General features: G+C 59.6%; 18 protein-coding genes and 1 tRNA gene. All 19 read left to right on the top strand.

Annotated elements, in window-relative coordinates; all coding sequences use genetic code 11:
- Nucleotides 1-429 precede the first annotated feature (429 nt).
- Nucleotides 430-506 (top strand) — tRNA-Met (locus tag BM152_RS17845).
- Between the two features lie 15 nt (nucleotides 507-521).
- A complete protein-coding gene (locus tag BM152_RS17840) occupies nucleotides 522-1,883 on the top strand; it encodes a site-specific DNA-methyltransferase (RefSeq protein WP_158527970.1) in 1,362 nt (453 codons plus the stop codon).
- Entirely contained in the window at nucleotides 1,868-2,089 is a 222-nt protein-coding gene (locus BM152_RS17835) for a DUF7220 family protein (RefSeq protein WP_074914607.1), read from the top strand. The genes BM152_RS17840 and BM152_RS17835 overlap by 16 nt, the downstream gene beginning before the upstream one ends.
- Nucleotides 2,090-2,206: 117 nt before the next feature.
- The gene (locus tag BM152_RS17830; protein WP_139222541.1) at nucleotides 2,207-2,731 is read left to right on the top strand and encodes an elements of external origin; all 525 of its coding nucleotides are present in this window, start codon (nucleotides 2,207-2,209) and stop codon (nucleotides 2,729-2,731) included.
- The gene (locus BM152_RS17825; protein ID WP_231730458.1) at nucleotides 2,706-4,706 is read left to right on the top strand and encodes a phage terminase large subunit family protein; all 2,001 of its coding nucleotides are present in this window, start codon (nucleotides 2,706-2,708) and stop codon (nucleotides 4,704-4,706) included. Before BM152_RS17830 ends, BM152_RS17825 begins: the two co-directional genes overlap by 26 nt.
- Entirely contained in the window at nucleotides 4,706-4,909 is a 204-nt protein-coding gene (locus tag BM152_RS17820; protein ID WP_066598877.1) for a phage head-tail joining protein, read from the top strand. Before BM152_RS17825 ends, BM152_RS17820 begins: the two co-directional genes overlap by 1 nt.
- 3 nt (nucleotides 4,910-4,912) lie before the next feature.
- Entirely contained in the window at nucleotides 4,913-6,448 is a 1,536-nt protein-coding gene (locus tag BM152_RS17815; RefSeq protein ID WP_231730459.1) for a phage portal protein, read from the top strand.
- Between the two features lie 5 nt (nucleotides 6,449-6,453).
- Entirely contained in the window at nucleotides 6,454-8,526 is a 2,073-nt protein-coding gene (locus tag BM152_RS17810) for a prohead protease/major capsid protein fusion protein (protein ID WP_066598880.1), read from the top strand.
- An 88-nt stretch (nucleotides 8,527-8,614) separates the two neighbouring features.
- Nucleotides 8,615-8,953: a DUF2190 family protein gene (locus tag BM152_RS17805; RefSeq protein WP_066598883.1), complete on the top strand. Its 339-nt coding sequence runs from the start codon at nucleotides 8,615-8,617 to the stop codon at nucleotides 8,951-8,953.
- A gap of 3 nt (nucleotides 8,954-8,956) precedes the next feature.
- A complete protein-coding gene (locus BM152_RS17800; protein WP_066598885.1) occupies nucleotides 8,957-9,292 on the top strand; it encodes a head-tail joining protein in 336 nt (111 codons plus the stop codon).
- The gene (locus BM152_RS17795; RefSeq protein ID WP_066598887.1) at nucleotides 9,289-9,957 is read left to right on the top strand and encodes a DUF6441 family protein; all 669 of its coding nucleotides are present in this window, start codon (nucleotides 9,289-9,291) and stop codon (nucleotides 9,955-9,957) included. The genes BM152_RS17800 and BM152_RS17795 overlap by 4 nt, the downstream gene beginning before the upstream one ends.
- 4 nt (nucleotides 9,958-9,961) lie before the next feature.
- Entirely contained in the window at nucleotides 9,962-10,402 is a 441-nt protein-coding gene (locus tag BM152_RS17790; RefSeq protein ID WP_066598889.1) for an acyl-CoA transferase, read from the top strand.
- 24 nt (nucleotides 10,403-10,426) lie between these two features.
- A complete protein-coding gene (locus BM152_RS17785; RefSeq protein WP_066598891.1) occupies nucleotides 10,427-11,386 on the top strand; it encodes a phage tail tube protein in 960 nt (319 codons plus the stop codon).
- An 82-nt stretch (nucleotides 11,387-11,468) separates the two neighbouring features.
- Nucleotides 11,469-11,984 (top strand): hypothetical protein, encoded by a 516-nt coding sequence (locus BM152_RS17780; RefSeq protein WP_066598893.1) that lies wholly within the window; start codon nucleotides 11,469-11,471, stop codon nucleotides 11,982-11,984.
- Nucleotides 11,985-12,010: 26 nt separating this feature from the next.
- Entirely contained in the window at nucleotides 12,011-12,202 is a 192-nt protein-coding gene (locus tag BM152_RS17775; RefSeq protein WP_066598895.1) for a DUF7697 family protein, read from the top strand.
- Complete coding sequence (locus BM152_RS17770) at nucleotides 12,195-14,204, top strand: phage tail tape measure C-terminal domain-containing protein (RefSeq protein ID WP_066598896.1); 2,010 nt, start codon at nucleotides 12,195-12,197, stop codon at nucleotides 14,202-14,204. Before BM152_RS17775 ends, BM152_RS17770 begins: the two co-directional genes overlap by 8 nt.
- On the top strand, nucleotides 14,204-14,833 hold the full coding sequence (locus tag BM152_RS17765) for a DUF2460 domain-containing protein (RefSeq protein ID WP_066598897.1): 630 nt from the start codon (nucleotides 14,204-14,206) through the stop codon (nucleotides 14,831-14,833). Before BM152_RS17770 ends, BM152_RS17765 begins: the two co-directional genes overlap by 1 nt.
- 3 nt (nucleotides 14,834-14,836) lie before the next feature.
- Nucleotides 14,837-17,569: a heparin lyase I family protein gene (locus tag BM152_RS17760; protein WP_066598901.1), complete on the top strand. Its 2,733-nt coding sequence runs from the start codon at nucleotides 14,837-14,839 to the stop codon at nucleotides 17,567-17,569.
- 235 nt (nucleotides 17,570-17,804) lie between these two features.
- The coding region (locus BM152_RS17755) for a baseplate hub domain-containing protein (protein ID WP_139222540.1) at nucleotides 17,805-18,038 on the top strand (234 nt) is incomplete at its 3' end.

Raw genomic sequence — 18,038 nt, 5'->3', positions numbered from 1 at the left:
CCGTGGCGTTCGGCGTCGGTCTCGTGGTCTGGTCTGCGTCCGGCGTTCGGCCCGTGCTCTTGCGCCTGGTCTGGCCCGTGGTCTCGTGGTCCGGCCGTGCCCGTCTGGCCCCTATACTATAAGGAGTCGCTTTTGCGTGGCCGCGTTCGGTGGCGTTCGGCGGCGGCGGGCGGCGTCTGCCCGTGGTCTGCCCGTGGTCGCGGCGGCGTTTTTTTGCGCGACAAACCGGCGGGTTTCGTGCCAGATTCGTGGCACAATCGGCGCAAAGACCTGGCCTCGTGCCTTTAGTCAAGCCTTTTCGGGTCCTTCTGCGCCCGGCACGTATGCGGGGGGCAAAGGCGCACTAAATCGCCAGTTACAAAGGATTTTTTTGGGTTCGCACCTTGGTTCGCAGGGTTCGCACAAGCTGGCCTTTGGGTCGGCTTTTTTTGTCGGGGTAGCGCAGTCGGTAGAGCACCGGACTCATAATCCGGAGGTCGCGGGTTCAAGTCCCGCCCCCGCAACCAAACATGGAGACGCCATTGAAAATTGAACGGGTCAAAACGTCCGAGCTGATCCCCTACGCTCGCAACGCGCGCACGCACCCCGAGTGGCAGGTCGCGCAGATTGCGAAGTCGATCACAGAGTTCGGTTTCGTGAACCCTGTTCTCGTTCGTGGCGATAGCACCATCATCGCTGGCCACGGCCGGTTGATGGCGGCAGGCAAGCTGGGCCTTGATACGGTTCCGGTGATCCGGCTCGACCACCTGACCGACGAGCAATGTCGCGCTCTGGTCATTGCGGACAACAAGATTGCGGAAAACTCCGGCTGGGACGAGGACTTGCTCCGCGAAGAATTGGCCGCGCTGCAGGCTGATGCCTTCGATATGGATATCCTTGGTTTCTCCGAGGACGAGTTGGACGAGCTTCTTTCTGGCCTTGAGCCGGACGAAGAGGACGACGAGCCGATCGGGGAAGAGGACGAGGTTCCGGAAACGGACCCGATTTATACCTCCGCGCCCGGTCACATCTGGATCCTTGGCGATCACCGGGTGATGTGTGGTGACAGCACGTCTCGGGTTGATGTGTCTGCGCTCTGTGATGGCGGAGAAGTGGACGCTTGCTGGACCGATCCGCCATATAACGTGAATTACGAAGGCTCGGCTGGTAAAATCCAGAACGACAACATGGGCGACACGGACTTCCGGCGCTTCCTGGTCGATGCCATGGCCTGCGCCTATCATGTGATGCGCATGGGCGCTCCGATCTATGTGGCGCACGCGGACACAGAGGGGCTGAATTTCCGCCGCGCTTTCGTGGATGCGGGGTTCAAGCTGTCAGGGTGCCTGATCTGGGAGAAGCCTTCTCTCGTTCTGGGCCGGTCTGACTATCAGTGGCGTCATGAGCCGATCCTGTATGGCTGGAAGCCCGGCGCGGCGCACAGCTGGTATGGCGATCGGAATAAAACGACCGTTTTCAACCAGGACGGCGAAAAAATCCGGATTATGCCGGATAACTCGATTCAGATCGACATGGGCGACCAGGTGATTGTGATCGAGGGCGAGGAAATGAAAATGCGGACGCTGGACACCAGCATCATCCGCCACGACAAGCCCGCCAAGAACGGGGATCACCCGACCATGAAGCCGGTTTCTCTGGTCGAGCGCATGCTCGAGAACAGCACCGTTCCTGGCGATCAGGTTCTTGATCTCTTCGGCGGCTCCGGATCGACGCTCATTGCCTGCCACAAGGGCAAGCGCAAAGCCCGCTTGATGGAGCTCGACCCGAAGTTCTGCGACGTGATCGTGCGGCGCTGGCAGGAATATACAGGCAAGGCCGCCACGCTTGAGGGCGATGGCCGGACATTTGACGAGATACGGGAGGCACAATGCAAAGCCGCTTGATGTCTCTGGTCGAGGCCGTCGCAAATGTGGCGATCGGGTTTTCCGTGGCCATGCTGACCCAGATCATCGTGTTCCCGTGGTTCGGCATCGACGCCGACTTTGGGACGCATCTCGGGATCAGCGCGTGCTTCACAGCCGTGTCGATCGTGCGCAGCTATCTGGTGCGCCGGGTTTTCAACGGGCTTTCGGTCCACCGCAGTGCGTGAGGGGGATGGACTATGGGTCTATCCCGTCGAGCATATGCGGCCCACCGAAAGGAGCGGGGCTTAGTCGGAGGAACCGATGCCGCCGTTCGCAAGGCGATTGCATCCGGGCGCATCGATGTGGAGCCAGACGGGACCATTGACCCCGCCAAGGCTGACGCCCAATGGGCCGCCGCAACAGATCGCAACAAGGTAAGGACGCCGGAGTCGATCGAGAAAGGCGTCGAGAAGGCGCGGGCCACGATTGAGGCCGACGAAAAGAAGCCGATCACGCAGGCGCAGGTTCAGGCGGTTGAGGAAGGCTCCGCCGTTGCGGAGAACATGGAGCCGCAAGGCACCGGCGGTCTTTCGATGGCAAAAGCCGCCGCCGCAGATAAGGCCTATTCGGCCCAGCTTAAAAAGCTGCGGCTCGACAAGGAAAAAGGGAAACTGATTGATCGCAAACTTGCGACACAGCAGGTCTATGACCTCGCTCGCAAGTTTCGGGATAGCTGGATGCAGCTGCCCGCGCGAAAGGCCGCGCTTATGGCGGCTGATCTCGGATGTGACGCGCACGCCATGGAGCAGGCGCTCGATACGATGATCCGCGATCATCTCGCAGAAATGGGGGAGATCACCATTGATCTCAGTCAGCCCGAAGTTTGAGGGTTCGGACGATATCCTGAAGGCGTGGCTTTCGGGGATCGCTCCGGACCCGGCTTTCACCGTCACGCAGTGGGCGGACGAGAAGCGCTATCTATCGTCCAAGGGCGCGGCGGAGCCTGGTAAATACACCAGCGCCCGCACGCCTTTCATGCAAGGCATCATGGACGCTCTGTCACCCAGCCATTGGGCGCAGAAGATCGTCTTTGCAAAGTCTGCGCAGGTGGGCGCGACCGAGGCCGGTATAAACTGGATCGGGCATGTGATGGAGGTGGCCCCTGGGCCATTTCTGGCCGTTCAGGCAAACGAGACCACGGCCAAGCGGTTTAGCCGTCAGCGGATCGATCCGATGATCGACGCCACGCCGACGATCCGCGACATTGTGGCTCCGGCCAAGCAGCGGGACAGCGGCAACACGCAGCTGGAAAAGAGTTTTCCAGGCGGTCACCTGATTATTGCTGGTGGTAACTCGGCAGCCGGTCTGCGGTCGATGCCGATGCGCTATGTCCATCTGGACGAGGTGGACGCCTATAAGGACGATCTGGACGAGGAAGGTGACCCGGTCACGCTGGCAGAGGCGCGGACCAACACCTTCGGCCGTCGCAAAAAGATTTTTGTCTCTTCGACGCCGACCGTCAAAGGGGCATCGCGGGTTGAGGCGGAGTTCGAGTTGACCGATCAGAGACGCTACTTTGTGCCGTGCCCGCATTGCCTCGGGCTTCAATGGCTCAAGTTCGAGCGCCTGCGGTGGGATCGTGGCGAGCCTAAATCGGTTCGTTATGTCTGTGAGCATTGTGAGCAGCCGATCGCGGAGCGCCATAAGACTTGGATGATGGATCCGGAGAACGGGGCCGAGTGGCAGCCGACCGCCGATCCTGAAATGGTCCAGAAGGCCCGCGAGGCTTGCGTGATCGGGTTCCACATCTCGGGGCTTTACTCTCCGATCGGGTGGCTGTCCTGGGAAGAGATCGCGCGGAAGTTCGAGGCCGCCAAGGGCAAAGAAGCCCAGATGAAGGCGTTTAAGAACACGGTTCTTGGCGAGACCTGGGAAGAAAAAGGCGAGGCGCCGGACTGGCAGAAACTCTACGAGCGCCGGGAAGATTACAAGATGGGCACCGTGCCCAAGGGCGGCCTTGTGCTGACCATGGGTGTGGACGTTCAGCGGACGGGACGCATTGAGGCGAGTGTTTGGGCTTGGGGCCGAAACTCGGAGTCCTGGCTGGTCGATCACATCGTTCTGGATGGTGATGTGACCAAGACGGACGTTTGGGACGACCTCACCGATCTGTGTGACGCCACATGGATGCATGAGAGCGGCCGTCCGATGCAGGTTGCGCGGGTCGGCATCGACACCGGTGACGGTATGACCGTTGACGCTGTCTATGCGTGGGTTCGCAAAATGGGTCGCGGTCAGGTTCATGCCGTAAAGGGTATGGGCGGATTTGACAGGCATTATCCTGTCGATGGACCATCATATGTCGACGTGAACGAGGGCGGCAAGAAGATCAAGCGCGGTGTCGCGCTTTGGAAGGTTTCGGTCTCTGTCTACAAGCTGGAAACCTACCGTTGGTTCCGACTCAAAAAGCCGACCGATGAAGATTTGGCGGCCGGTGGCGAGTTCCCTGCGGGATACATCCATACGGGTCAGGGCACACCTCCGGAGTGGTTCAAGCAGGCCACAGCCGAGCAGTTGGTCTCGCGCAAAAACAAGCGCACCGGATTTTCGAGGTCCGAGTGGGTGAAAACCCGAGACCGAAACGAGGCGCTGGACTGCCGTGTCTATGCGCGGGCTGTCGCTGACCTGATGGGCGTCGATCGGTGGGACGATACGCGCTGGGATGATCTCGAAGCGCAGTTGAATGTGGCCGAGCCGGACAAGGAAGAGCAGCCCGCAGGTAGGCCACAGCGCCGCCGTCGCGGCAAAACGAAACAATCCGGCCAGAGTTGGCTCGGGACTCAAAACGGGAAGTGGTTCTAATGGCATTCACTCAGGCGGAATTGGACGCGCTTAAAAGCGCATATGCATCCGGCACCACCCGTGTGACCTATGAGGGGAAAACCGTTGAATATGACGATGGTGCAGCCCTCTTGGCCCGAATCCGCGTGGTCGAGGCCGAATTGACCGCTTCGGCCGGTAAAAAGAAGCCCGCCGCAGGCTTCGCATCGTTCAGCCGGGGGTAAGCCGTGAAAAAGTCAGCCGATGTTCGCATGACGCCTTTGGACAAGGCGATCGGGGTGTTCTCTCCGACCACGGCGGCCAAGCGCCTTGCCGCTCGCGCCTCTCTTGTCCACCAGCAGCGTCTCTATGAAGGGGCCAGCCGGGGGCGTCAAACGGACGGGTGGCGCAGTTCTTCAACGGCCGCAGACAGCGAGATTGCAGCGGCAGGCCCGCTTCTGCGTGATCGGTCTCGGGATCTGGTGCGCAACAACGCCCTCGCCGCTCAGGCGGTGCAGGTTCTGGTCAATAACATCGTGGGCACCGGAATCCGTCCGCGTGCCGCGTCTGGCAATAAGAGCCTGAATAAGAAGGTCGACAAGCTGTGGGCCGAGTGGTCGCGTCATTGCGATGCGCATGGCCACACGGATTTCCACGGCGTTCTGTCCTTGGCAGTGCGCGAAATGATCGAGGGCGGGGAGGTTCTTGGCCTCAAACGCCCGCGCCGCCGCTCGGGTTCAAAGGTGCCGCTGCAGATCGAGCTCTACGAGGCCGATCATCTGGACGATGGGAAATGGGAGAGCAACCCCACCGGGCCGCGTATATCTCAGGGGATTGAATATGACGCCTCCGGCCGCCGGTCGGCTTTCTGGATGTTCCCGGATCATCCCGGCGACACCACAAACGTGTTCCGCCGGACAACCGAGTCTGTTCGCATCCCTGCGGATAATGTGGCGCACCTGTTTGAGCGTCAGCGCGTCCAGTCGCGTGGTGTTCCGTGGGGCGCTCCGGCCATGATCGCCCTGCGCGACCTTGGCGATTGGCAGGTGGCCGAAATGGTCCGCAAGAAGACCGAGGCTTGCATGGTCGGTATCGTGATCGGTGAGGACGCTGCGGGCGAGACGTCCATGGCTCCAACGGTCGAGGATGGCATGGGAAACCAGATTGAGCAGTTTTCGCCCGGCATGATCGCCTATGCCACAGGCGGCAAGGATATCAAATTCAACACGCCGGGTCATTCCGGAGGTGTCGCGGAGTGGAACCGCACGCAGATGATGATCATCGCGGCAGGGTTCCGCGTTCCATACGCGCTCATGACCGGCGATCTGTCGCAGGCGAATTTCTCGAGCAACCGCGCAGGTCTGAATGAGTTCCGCCGCATGGTCGAGCAGATTCAGTGGACCATCGTGATCCCGATGTTCTGCGAGAAGATTTGGCAGTGGTTCTGCGATGCGGCCTACACTGCCGGTCTGATCCCGACCGCCGATGTTCAGGCCGAATGGGCACCGCCGAAGTTCGAGAGCGTTAACCCGAAGCAGGACGCGGAGACCGATCTGATCGAGACCCGCGCAGGCTTCGCCACGCGGTCGCAGATGATCGCCAAGCGCGGCTATGACCCGCTTGAGGTCTACGAGGAAATGGACCGCGACAACAAAGAGGCAGACCGTCTTGGGCTGATCCTCGACAGTGACCCGCGTCGGGTCTCAAAGGCTGGCCTCTCGCAGGACAGCGAAACGTCAGACGCCGAGCCTTCGCGCCCGGCGGAAGATAACCAGAAGGACTGACCAAAATGCCCAAGGACATGATGGACCTGCCCGTAATCGGGCGGGCCGCTTCCGTTCGCCCTGAGAGCATCAACCGCGACGAGCGCACGATCGAGGTCGTTTGGACCACAGGCGCCACCGTGCAGCGCGTGCGCTGGGAAGGATGGGACGACCGTATCGAGTATGACGAAACTCTCGAAGTTACGCCCGAGGCCCTGCGCCTGGATCGCCTCAACGCAGGCGGCCCGTTTCTCAACTCGCACCGAGGCTATGGCCTTGAGAGTGTTCTCGGGTCCGTTGTTCCCGGCTCTGTCCGGATCGAGGGCGGCAAGGGCTACGCCACGATCCGCTTGACCGAGGCCGAGGACGCCGCGCCGATCGTGCAGCGCATTCTCGAGGGCACGGTTCGCAACGTTTCTGTGGGCTATCGCGTCCACCAGTATGAGATCACCAAGAAAGACGGCGAGCGCGAAGAATGGCGCGCCGTTGATTGGGAGCCCATGGAGATTTCGGCGGTGGCAATCCCCGCCGATCCCGGATCACAGACCCGCTCGGCCGAGAGCCGGGAGGTTCCGTGTAACCCCTGTGTGCTTGTTCGCTCGCAGGAAAGTGCCGCACCGGCAAAAACCACAAAGGAGGCAATCATGCCGAACAAAAACCAACGCGCGGGCGAACAGGATGAGGTTCGCACTGAGGACACTGTCCAGACCCGCTCCAACGGCGGCCAAGCGCCCGCCACCCCCGAAACCTCCACGGCGACCACCGCCCAGGAGACGCGTGTGGATCCGGAAGCAGCAGCGCAGCGCGCTGTCGCGGCCGAGCGTGAGCGTTCCACCACGATCACGAACCTTTGCCGCCGTCACGGCCTTGATGGCGATTTCTCCGCCGATCTGGTCGCGCGTGGCGTGAGTGTCGAAGATGCCCGCACGGCTATCCTCGACAAGATCGCGGAATCCGACCCGCTGCAGGGCCGCTCCTATGAGCCTGCGCAGCCGCGCGGTGACAGCGAGCGCGATCGTCAACGCGGCGAGGCTCTTGAAAACGCCTTGATGCACCGTGTGAACCCCGGCCAGCATGAGTTGACCGCAGGTGGCCGCGAGTTCCGTGGCATGTCTCTTCTGGAAATCGCCCGCGACAACCTCGAGCGTCGTGGCGTCTCCACCCGTGGCATGACCCGTCAGGAGCTTGCTGGTGCCGTGTTCACCCGCGCCGCCGGTTACCACACCACGTCCGATTTCCCGATCATCCTGGGCAATCTGGCAAACCGCACCCTGCGCGATGCTTACCAAGCGATCCCGCGCACCTTCACCGCCTGGGCGCGTCGTGAGACGCTGACCGACTTCAAAGAAGTCACCCGCGCGCAGCTGTCCGGCGCTCCGGACCTTGAGAAGGTGAACGAGGCCGGTGAGTTCAAGTATGGGACCATGGCCGAGAGCAAGGAAGTTTATCAACTCTCCACCTACGGTCGCATCATCGGGTTCTCCCGTAAGATGCTGATCAACGACGATCTGTCCGCCTTCACGCGCCTGTCTTCGGCCTTCGGTGCCCGTGCAGCCGAGCTTGAGGGGGATATCGTCTACGCGATCCTGATGCAGAACCCGACCATGGGAGACGGCGTCGATCTGTTCCACGCAGATCACGGCAACCTCGGCACCGCTGCGGTGATTGATGAAGCTGGCCTGACCGCCGCTTATCGCGCCTATGCGCAGCAGACCGGCATTGAGGGTCACCGGATTTCGGTGTCGCCTTCCTTCCTGCTGACCTCTCCGGGCCAGCGTGCGGTTGAGGCTCGCAAAATCCTGACCGCCACCACCCCGGCTGGCACGGACGATGTGAACGTCTACGCCAATAAGCTGCAGGTGATTGAAGAGCGCCGCTTGATCCCCGACTCCGGTCAGGATCCGTGGTTCCTTTCTGCCAACCCGGCGATGATCGACACCGTCGAGTATGCCTATCTCGAAGGCCAGGAAGGCGTGTTCACCGAGACCCGCATGGGCTTCGAAGTGGACGGCCTTGAAATCAAGGCCCGCCACGAATTCGCGGCCAAGGCGATCGACCACCGTGGTCTCTACAAGAACCCCGGCAAGGCACCCTCCTAAGCCTGACTCCTCTCAGGCTTAAGTCGCGCCCGGCTTCCTCCTCCCGGCCGGGCGCGGCACCAACCTCTTTCTGACAAGGATCGGAACCATGAAAAACTATATCGCAAAGGGTGACACGATCACCTTCACCGCCGCTGCGGACGTTTCGTCCGGCACCGGCGTTCTTATCGGCACCCTGGTCGGCATCGCCACTGGCGATGTTGCCTCTGGCGAAGAAGGCGAAGCGAAGCTGTCCGGCGTGTTCTCTCACGCAAAGGCGGCCTCTCAGGCTTGGACTGTCGGCGCAAAGGTCTATTGGGACGACACCAACAAGGTGTTTACCACGACCGCCACCAGCAACACGCTTGCGGGCGTGGCCTATGAAGCTGTCGCAGGCGGCGCATCTGACACCACAGGCAAAGTGCGCCTGAATGGTGTGGTGGCCTAAGCCATGACTGCATTTGCCGCCGCCATTAACGCAATCTTTGCGGACCGGAATATCGGGCGTGATGCGCTCTATCGGTCGCAGGGTGCGGGCGGCGGTGATCCTGTTCGGGTGGTGATCAACAAGCCCGACCAGTTCTCCGAGTTCAATTCCGGCCGTTTTGTCGTGGGCACGGTCACCATCGACGTGCGGATCTCCGAGGTGTCGAACCCCGATAAATACGACACCTTTGAAATCCTCGACTCTGAGGGAAACTCCACCGGCGACATTTTCCAGGTGACCGGACAGCCCACCCGCGACGGCGAGCGTCTGGTCTGGAAGTGTGAGGCGGCCCCGCAATGAGATTGATTGCGAAGGCCGATCACGATCTCGAGGCCGAAATGGAGAAGGTGATCGACAACGGCGAGCGTGGCGTCACTCTCGGCCTTCGGGCGGCCGGTCGCGGCCTTAAGGAGTCCTGGCGCTCACAGATCAAGAGCGCGGGCCTCGGGTCGCGCCTGGCAAACACTGTGCGCGGCATGAATTTTCCGGCACGCGGTTACAGTCTCGGCGCGGCGTCTTTGGTCTATGTGCGGCCGAACAACACCGCCCGCGCTTCTGCGGCCGAGGTCGTGGATGCGCATGATCGTGGCGTTCTGATCAAGTCGCGCGAGAAGTTCTGGCTTGCCATTCCGACCGAGGCGGCCGTGAAGATGCGCGGCCCAGGAAACAAGCGGATCGACCCTTATGGGTTTGAGCAGCGCACCGGCCTTCGGCTGCGCTTTGTGTATCGTCGCGGGCAGAATTCGCTTCTGGTCGCGGATCAGGCGCGGATCAACAAGAAGGGCAATGCAGCCCGCAAGGGTGGTCGCCGCCGCAAGGACGGGATCCTGACCGGCGAGCAGACCGTCATTTGTTTCATCCTCGTTCCGCAGGTCCGCCTGCGCGCGAAACTCGATCTGGATCGGGACCGCAAGAAGTGGGAGGCGGCCGTGCCCGGCTTGATTGTCTCCAAGTGGAAGGACTGAGGCCATGGCCGACAGCTATTCGGAGCAGGTTCTGAAAGCGCTTTATGCCAAGATTCAGGCGGCGGCCCCATCCGGCGCTCTTGTGGCGCGCAATGCGGCCTATCCGGAGTCCATCCCGCGTGATGGCGCTATCATCTTGCGCGACGGAAATCCTGGCGATCCGGAGTTCCTCTTTTCGCCGCCTTGCTATGTCTATGAGCATTACGCCGAGGTCGACCTTCTGGTCGAGGCCACGCGCGACGACGACCGGGACGCGAAGTTCGACGTCCTGAAGCAGGCCATTGGCGTGGCGGTTTCTGACGACCGCACGCTGGGCGGCCTGTGCGACTACGTTCTCGGGCAGGCCCCTGCGCCTGTCGACCTCACCGACCTCGGGGCAATTGGCCTCAAGGCAGCAACTGTCGGGGTGATCCTCACCTACGGCACACCAGACCCTCTGGGCTGATCAACTTTCAGAAAGGACTGACCTATGTCACGCGCACAAGGTGCCCGCGCCCAGATGGCTGCGGCTTTTGAGACCATTTACGGCACCCCGCCCGCCTCGGGGTCGTTTTGGAAAATCCCCTTTGCCTCAAACAACCTCGGAAGCGAGCAGCCGCTCTTGGAGTCCGAGCTTCTGGGCTATGGCCGCGACCCGCTTCCTCCGGTCAAGGACGCGATCACCACGGACGGCGATCTGTCTGTGCCGATCGATGCGCGGTTCCTCGGCATCTGGCTTAAGGCGTTGTTTGGCGATCCGACCACCACTGGCGCGTCTGCCCCTTACACCCATGCTTTCCAGTCCGGCAATTGGGACTTGCCGTCCCTGTCGATCGAGACCGGAATGCCTGACGTGCCCTACTATGCCATGGTCTCTGGCGTTCGTGCGAATTCGATCAACTGGACCATGCAGCGCTCCGGTCTTGTGACGGCCACGGTCAACTGCATTGCACAGGGTGAGGAAACGGACACGTCCTCTGCGGCGGGCACTTTGGAGGAAATGACCCTTTCGCGCTTCGGTTCCTTCAATGGGTCGATTACCCGCGACGGCACCCAGCTTGGCAACGTTGTCTCTGGCCAGATCACTTACACGAACAACCTTGACCCGGTCGAGACGATACGGGGCGATGGCAAGATCGACGGGGTGGACCCGTCTATCGCGGCTCTGTCCGGCGAGATTGTCGTGCGCTTCGCTGACCAGACCTTGCTGGATCAGGCGATCAACGGAACCTCTTGCGCTCTGACCTTCGGATACGAGATCGACGCCGACACGAAGTTCACCCTTGAGGCGCACGCGGTCTACCTGCCTAAGCCCAAGCTGCCCCTTGAAGGCCCCGGCGGAGTTCAGGCAACCTTTGCCTGGCAGGCGGCCATTGACCATGTCGTGGGCCGCATGGCCACCGCGACCCTGATCAATGACGTGGCCGATTACGACAACCCGTCCAACTAATTCTAACCCCGGCTTCTGTCGGACTTTCGCGGTGTTGGAGGCTTCGGTCTCTGGCACCGCTTTTCTATGCATTGGAGGAAATATGCGCCTTAACCTGAAAAACGGTCCCGAGTGGTATGATCTCATTCCGGGGGCTGGTGTCCGAGTTCTTGCAGAACCTGCAACAACTGCAATCATGGACGCGGCCAAAGAAGACCCGCGCCTTGCCACTCTGGCCGAGGACGTGGCGTCCGAGGTGGACGACCTTGAGGGCACCGCGATCGATCCGGCCTCTGCGACCAAGCTGTCGCGCGTTCTGTCTCTGGTCATTGCAGAGCAGGTGATTGTCGATTGGGAAGGCGTCGAGGACGCCAAGGGCGGAAAGGCACCGGTGACGGCTGAATACATCGCCGCGTTCCTTGAGCATCCGGCGGCCGCAGATGCGTGGCTGATCAAGTATCTGAACAAGTTCCTCACCGTTCAGGCGGAGGTGGCCGAGGAAAAAAAAGACTCCGCGCGCTCGCAGACTGGCACTACGGGGGCGGCGCGGAATACTGCCAAGCGTGCCCCTCGGTCTGCGAAAACTGCCCGCGCAAAGAAAACCACCCGCAAAGCATAGAGGGCCGCAAGGTCTGGGACTTGGCCATGCGAATGGGTGGCCAGGTCCGCGCCGTGTCCTCGATGGCGGGCGTGGTGATCATCGGGTGGGATATGACCGCCGCTTTTCGATTGGCTGACGGCCTCGGCATCCCTCCCGAGGCCGTTGCCGAATTTGTGCCTGAAATCGAGCAGATCGCCTGCGCCAAAACAAACGAAAGAATGACCGAGAATGGCTGACAAGAAGGTCTCAGTTCGCCTCGCAGCAGTTGGCGGGCAAAAGCTGAAGCAAGAGCTGCGCGATGTTGGCGTGACCGGCAAGGACGCGCTGCAGCAGATTGGCGCTGGTGCGCCTGCGGCCTCTCAGGGGCTGGACGAGACGGCTCTTGCCGCAGCCCGTGCCCGTGAGCAGTATGAGCAGATGGCGGCCAAGGCTGCGCTTTCTGGTCGTGCGCTTACCGCCACCGCATCCGCGCAGAGCGATCTTGTGGCGCAGATCAACCGCGTGACCGGCGTCACGCCTGCGATCGGGCAGACCACGGCCGAGTATTTGCAGCAGGGTCAGGCGCTCGATGATCTTCGGGCGAAGTATAACCCGGTCTTCGGGGTGATCCGCCAATACAAGCAGGAAGTCGCAGAAATGCGCTCTGCGCATCTTGAGGGTGCCTTGAGTGCTGACGAGCTTGCCGCTGCGATCTCTCGTTCGCGCAAGGCCGCCCTTAACAGCATTGCAGCCTACAAGAACCAGTCGCAGGCCATTGCGCAAATGTCGCGTGCCTCACGCGGATCCACCCTGCGCATGCAGCAGCTGTTCTATCAGACCAACGATATCGGCGTGTCGCTTGCTGGTGGCATGAACCCGTTCCTGGTCATGGCCCAGCAGGGCACGCAGATCGCGCAGATTTACGGTTTCGGAAATGGTGGCGTCGGGGGCATCTTTAAAGACCTTTTCGGCATGGTCTCTAAGATGCCGGGGCCTCTAAAACTCGCGGCTATAGCGATCGGCGCAGGCGCTCTTGCGGTTAAGGAGATGCAGAACGAAATCAACGAGACCTCTTCTGTGGTCGTGACCTTCGGAGACACCGCTCTGGCGACGTGGCAGGTCATTCGTGACGGGATCAGCAACTTCCTTGCACCTGCCATCTCTGTGATAGGCCCGTGGTTCCAGTCGGCCTGGGATATGGTCGTTGCTGGCGCGAAGTGGACCGGCAACTGGTTAATCCGCGCAATCATGCAGGCGGCCGAGCACATCAAGCTGGTCGTGAATACGATTCCGCTCTTTTTCCAGTCCGCGTTCTATGTCGCCCTTTCCTATGTGACCTCACGAATTCACGACATGGTTTGGGTGGTGTCGCAGGGAATTAACGGGATTGCGGAGGCTCTGAATAGCACGTTCAAAACAGATTTGCCGACCGATGTTCTCACGGGCACGGTAGACTACCTGTCCGAGAAGAGCGGCGACTTTTTCAAGGCTGGACAGGCTGCGGCTGAGAGTATGGCGGATGGCTTCGCATCGACGGGCGATCGCATGGAGGAAATCGCCAACACCGACTATCTCGGAAATTTCTTTGACCAGGTAAAAGACCGCGCCACAGAAAACGCCCTTAAGCGCATCGCAGAGGAAGCCAAGAAGACAGGTGGTTCCGTCAAGAAGGCCGCAGAGGAAGCCGCCACCGGATGGGATGCAACGCTTAAGTCCTTGAACGACTATATCGAGGACGCGCGCGATATCGGCAAAGGTGTAGGCGACACTCTGGTCGCAGCGTTCAAATCCGGCGAGGACGCGATCGGGGAGTTCGTTCGGACGGGTAAGCTGTCTTTCTCTTCCATGATCACCTCCTTTATCGCTGACATGGCAAAGCTGGCCGCGCGTCGATACATCTTCGGCCCCATTGCCGATGCGCTCATGGGCGGTCTCACCGGCGGCACCGGGTTCCTCGGGTCCGTGGGCAATTTCCTTTCATCCGCTCTCACTCCGGCCACCAGCTTCGCAGGGGGCGGCTACACGGGCGATGGGTCGCGCTCTGGGGGGTTGGACGGTCGAGGCGGGTTCCTCGCCATGATGCACCCGCAGGAGCGCGTGATCGATGAATACAGGGGGCAGTCGGGGGGCGGCGATAAGGTCTTCGCTCCGGTGATCAACTTCAACGGCGTGAAGGATGCGCAGTCCTTCCGCAAGAGCCGCGTGCAAATCGCCACTGACTTCCAGCGCGGTCTCTCCATGGCTGCAAGGGGGAATTAATGGCTTTCCACGATATCCGGTTTCCCGACAACATCGGGCGCGGCGCAAAGGGCGGGCCACGGCGAAAGACGCAGGTGGTCACGCTCGACTCCGGTCGGGAGGAGCGCAACGCATCATGGGCCACCTCGCGCCGTGAGTTCGATGTGGCGTTCGGTGTGCGGTCAAACGATCAGCTGCAGCAGGTGGTCGCGTTCTTCGAGGCCCGTGTCGGGCAGCTGCATGCGTTCCGGTTCAAGGATTGGGCTGACTACAAGAGCGGCACGGCGTCACGCGCGATCGATGCCGAGGATCAGCTGTTAGGCGCCGGTGATGGCGTCACGGTCGCGTTCCAGCTGCGCAAGCACTACGGCGATGATGTGTCCGAGTATTGGCGCGTGATCGAGAAGCCCGTGGCGGGCACCGTGCGGGTCGCGCTGGGCGGAGCGGAGCAGTTCTCCGGCTGGTCGGTCGACACATCCACCGGCGTCGTGACCTTCGACACTCCGCCCGCGCTGGGCGTCGAGGTGACGGCCGGTTTTGAATTCGACGTTCCGTGCCGCTTCGACACGGATTCCATCGACACCCTTCTGGATATCGAGCGCACCGGCTCGATCTCTTCCATCCCCCTCATTGAAGTGAAAGGCGAGTAAGAAATGCCATCTGATACCAATCGCCAGGTGACCGGCACATTTGAGACGCCTGACGGCGAAGTCTTCAAGAACAAGACAGTGACCTGGTATCGGTCGCGCCGGAAAGTTGTTGCTCAGGGGTCTACCGTCATTGTCGATGATCCGTTCCGCGTCACGACCGACGAGAACGGGTATCTCGATGTGACCGTGAAGGCAGGTTCCTATTTGCTCATGGTCAAGCTGAAGGACGCGGATCGGTATTTTAACGTGACCGTTCCGGATAGCGAAGGGCCTCATGATTTCGCTGCGTGCCTTGATTATGAGGAAGTTGATGATGCGACTCTAACGCAGATTCAGGCGCTTGTTCAGCAAGCGATTGATGCGGCAAATCGATCGGAAGAAGAAGCCGCGAAGCTGGTTTACACCTATGACGACCTCGACGCCCTGCAAGCCAACGCTATCTCCGGCGGCGACGGGACTATTCACACGACGCGGAAAGAGGGTTTTTCGTTTGTGGAGGGAGCGGCGTCAGATTACGTTATCTCTGGTGTTGGTTTGTATGAGGCAGGGACGCGGTTTTCTAGCCTAGACGCTCTTAAAAAGTCTGTGTCTGGGGGAGTGTCATTTAGCATCGGGACAGTCGTGACCGCTGGTCGTCAGTCATATATATACCACGGTATTGGAACATCTATTGAAGGGCTTGACGGGTGGTCAGTAATCTCCCCTGAAAGGTCGTTCTCTAAATCGTCCAGACTTACAAACTACGATGATACGCGGATGGCGCTCTTGGATTTTGAGAATGCCACCTTCTGGACTGAGCGTGAAGACCCTTTATCTGGCCGCGCCGAGGACTATTTGACTTGCACACGATCCGGTAATGCGTGGGCATTTCAGCCTGATGGGACGATTGTTACATATGGTGCTGACATTCCAGTAATCGGCGCTCTTGGCGACGACTTCGGCTTGATCAGACTAGGTAACGAAAAAAACTGGGCGCTAAATTCTTACGATCCTGCATCGTGGACAGACGCTAACGGCATAATGTCTGCGCCGGAAGAATTTCACGTCTTTGGGCATGATTTTGTCGTTCTTTCAGGTGCGTCCTCATCCCATAAGATCAGCACCGGTGTTGACCTGTCAGCTGGATGGTCTTCTGGCGACGTTATCCCTGTTCGGTTCACCTTTTCACACGGACCCGGAGAGCGTTTCCGCGCCTTTATAGAAGACACTGCCAGTGGCGACATTGTGCAAGTGTCTGTGTCTGGGCCTTATGTTAATGTGAATACAGAAACTCTCGGAGCGGTCTCAAACCAAGTTTTGAGAAATTTCGGGAATGTGTCCGTTTTGGAGTTTTACCTCACCCTGTCGTCTGACCTGTCAGCCACTGATGTGGAAATCTCTGTCGGGACCGGAGTTGGGGACACGACATACAAGACATTTTTCTCGGGTGTTGACTTTGGGTCCAGTGGCGACGTTCTCACGTCTCCGATAAAAACGACTACTGCCGTAAAGACCAACAACCGAGACGTTGTGATGGTCAGGCAAGACCTGCTGAATGATTTCAGTGCAGCATCATCCTATGTGTCGTTTGAGATCGTTCAGAAGGTTTCTGGCTCTACCCCGCATATCGAGTTTTCAGACGGCAGCAAATCAGTTCTATTCCGTTCAAATGAGGATGGGACATACCTTACCGTAGATGGCGGATCGTCAAACCTGATTACCGGAGAAGGTGGCGGCGAAGTTGTCGGGACATCTCTTGTCCGAGGGTATTTCGGGGAGCGGCACGGCATGTCCTGCGGTGGTCAGCCTGTGTATTCTAAAGCCGCTTCGAGTGATGTTGATTACCAGATTTCACCGAATGAAATTTATATCGGCAGCGCGACGAGCGGTGCGTCTGGCGTAGTCCGTCGTGTTAAACTGGCGCGAGGTCGAGTTGATACTACCCCTTCACGTATTACCGCCAGCTATGATTTCTACGACCCTCAGATCGAGAGGGCTGGATATGAGAAAATGATCTCTTCAGGTAGCATCCTATCTGGTGCAAACGGCAAGCCGCTGCAATTTTTGGGGGACTACCCTCTGGAACACACCAGACACATGGCGGAGCCGGGTGACGAGGTGACAAGCTCTGATCTCTCTAACGGAAACTTCCGGTCTGAGCTATCTCTAGGGGACTCTGTTCCTGCTGCTGAGAGTTTTATCAGTTACGAATTTATTCTTGCTGTTGAACCTCACACGGCAATTGGCGGCGCGTATCCGTTCTTCGTATGCCTTCAGCTAAAGGACGAGCCAGACTTAGGTGAAACTGGTTCCTCACCTGTTCTCGCATTGCGAGTTGAAAATGCTGAGACATACCGCCTGCAAACGCGCACTTCTGCTGTAGACGATGTAGGTGCTGGGACCACACCTTCACCTGTCATCGAATATGAGTGGGACTATGAGCCTTGGGAAGCCCACCATATTGTGCTCGATTTTAAGGACGGTCGCGGTGAAGACATCGGATTAGTCCGCATGTGGCTGAATGGTCGCCTAGTGGTCAATGAGGAAAAAGTCACCGGCTACAATAACGACAATGAGGCTTATCTAAAGTGGGGCGTTTACGCAGGAAATGGCGCTGACGCATCCGGTAAGTATGCAAGTCATTTTATGAACATGCGTATTCGCCGGGATGGTCGCAGCTGGGCTGAGAACCCATTCTATGAGCTTCCTAATAGCGCCAAAAAATACCCTATAACTCTTATGCCTCAAGAGTGGTAGTCGCCAGATGTTCTGAGAGACATAAACGAACGCAAATGAAAATTGAACCAAAATGACCAACGCGAACACAGAAGTCACAATCGATCAACTGCAGACCGCGATCACGTCATGGATCGCGGCGCATGTTTAGGCAAAGGTTTAGTGGTCTACTCCTAAATGTGACGGCCTAAAAATCCGAAACCGAACCAATGGCCCGCCCTTACCGGGGCGGGCTACAACCCAACGGACACCCCACATGAAAACCATATCCCCTGACCTGTCCGCGCACCTTGCGTCGGGCACGACGACCCTTGCGTGGTGCTGGCGCGTGACGCGCGTCGATGGCGCTGTCTTCGGCTTCACCGACCATGATCTCGGGCTGGCCTTCGATGGCACGGATTTCGAGCCGCAAGCGGGCATGATCCCCTCAGAGATACGGTCGAGCTCGGATTTGGCCGTGGATGCGCAGGATGCAGAGGGCGTGCTGTCT

Origin of the sequence: Celeribacter halophilus (genome assembly GCF_900114135.1) — a bacterium.
Lineage (GTDB): Bacteria > Pseudomonadota > Alphaproteobacteria > Rhodobacterales > Rhodobacteraceae > Celeribacter > Celeribacter halophilus.
Note: the sequence above shows the minus strand (reverse complement) of the source record. Positions and strands in the feature narration are given on the sequence as shown.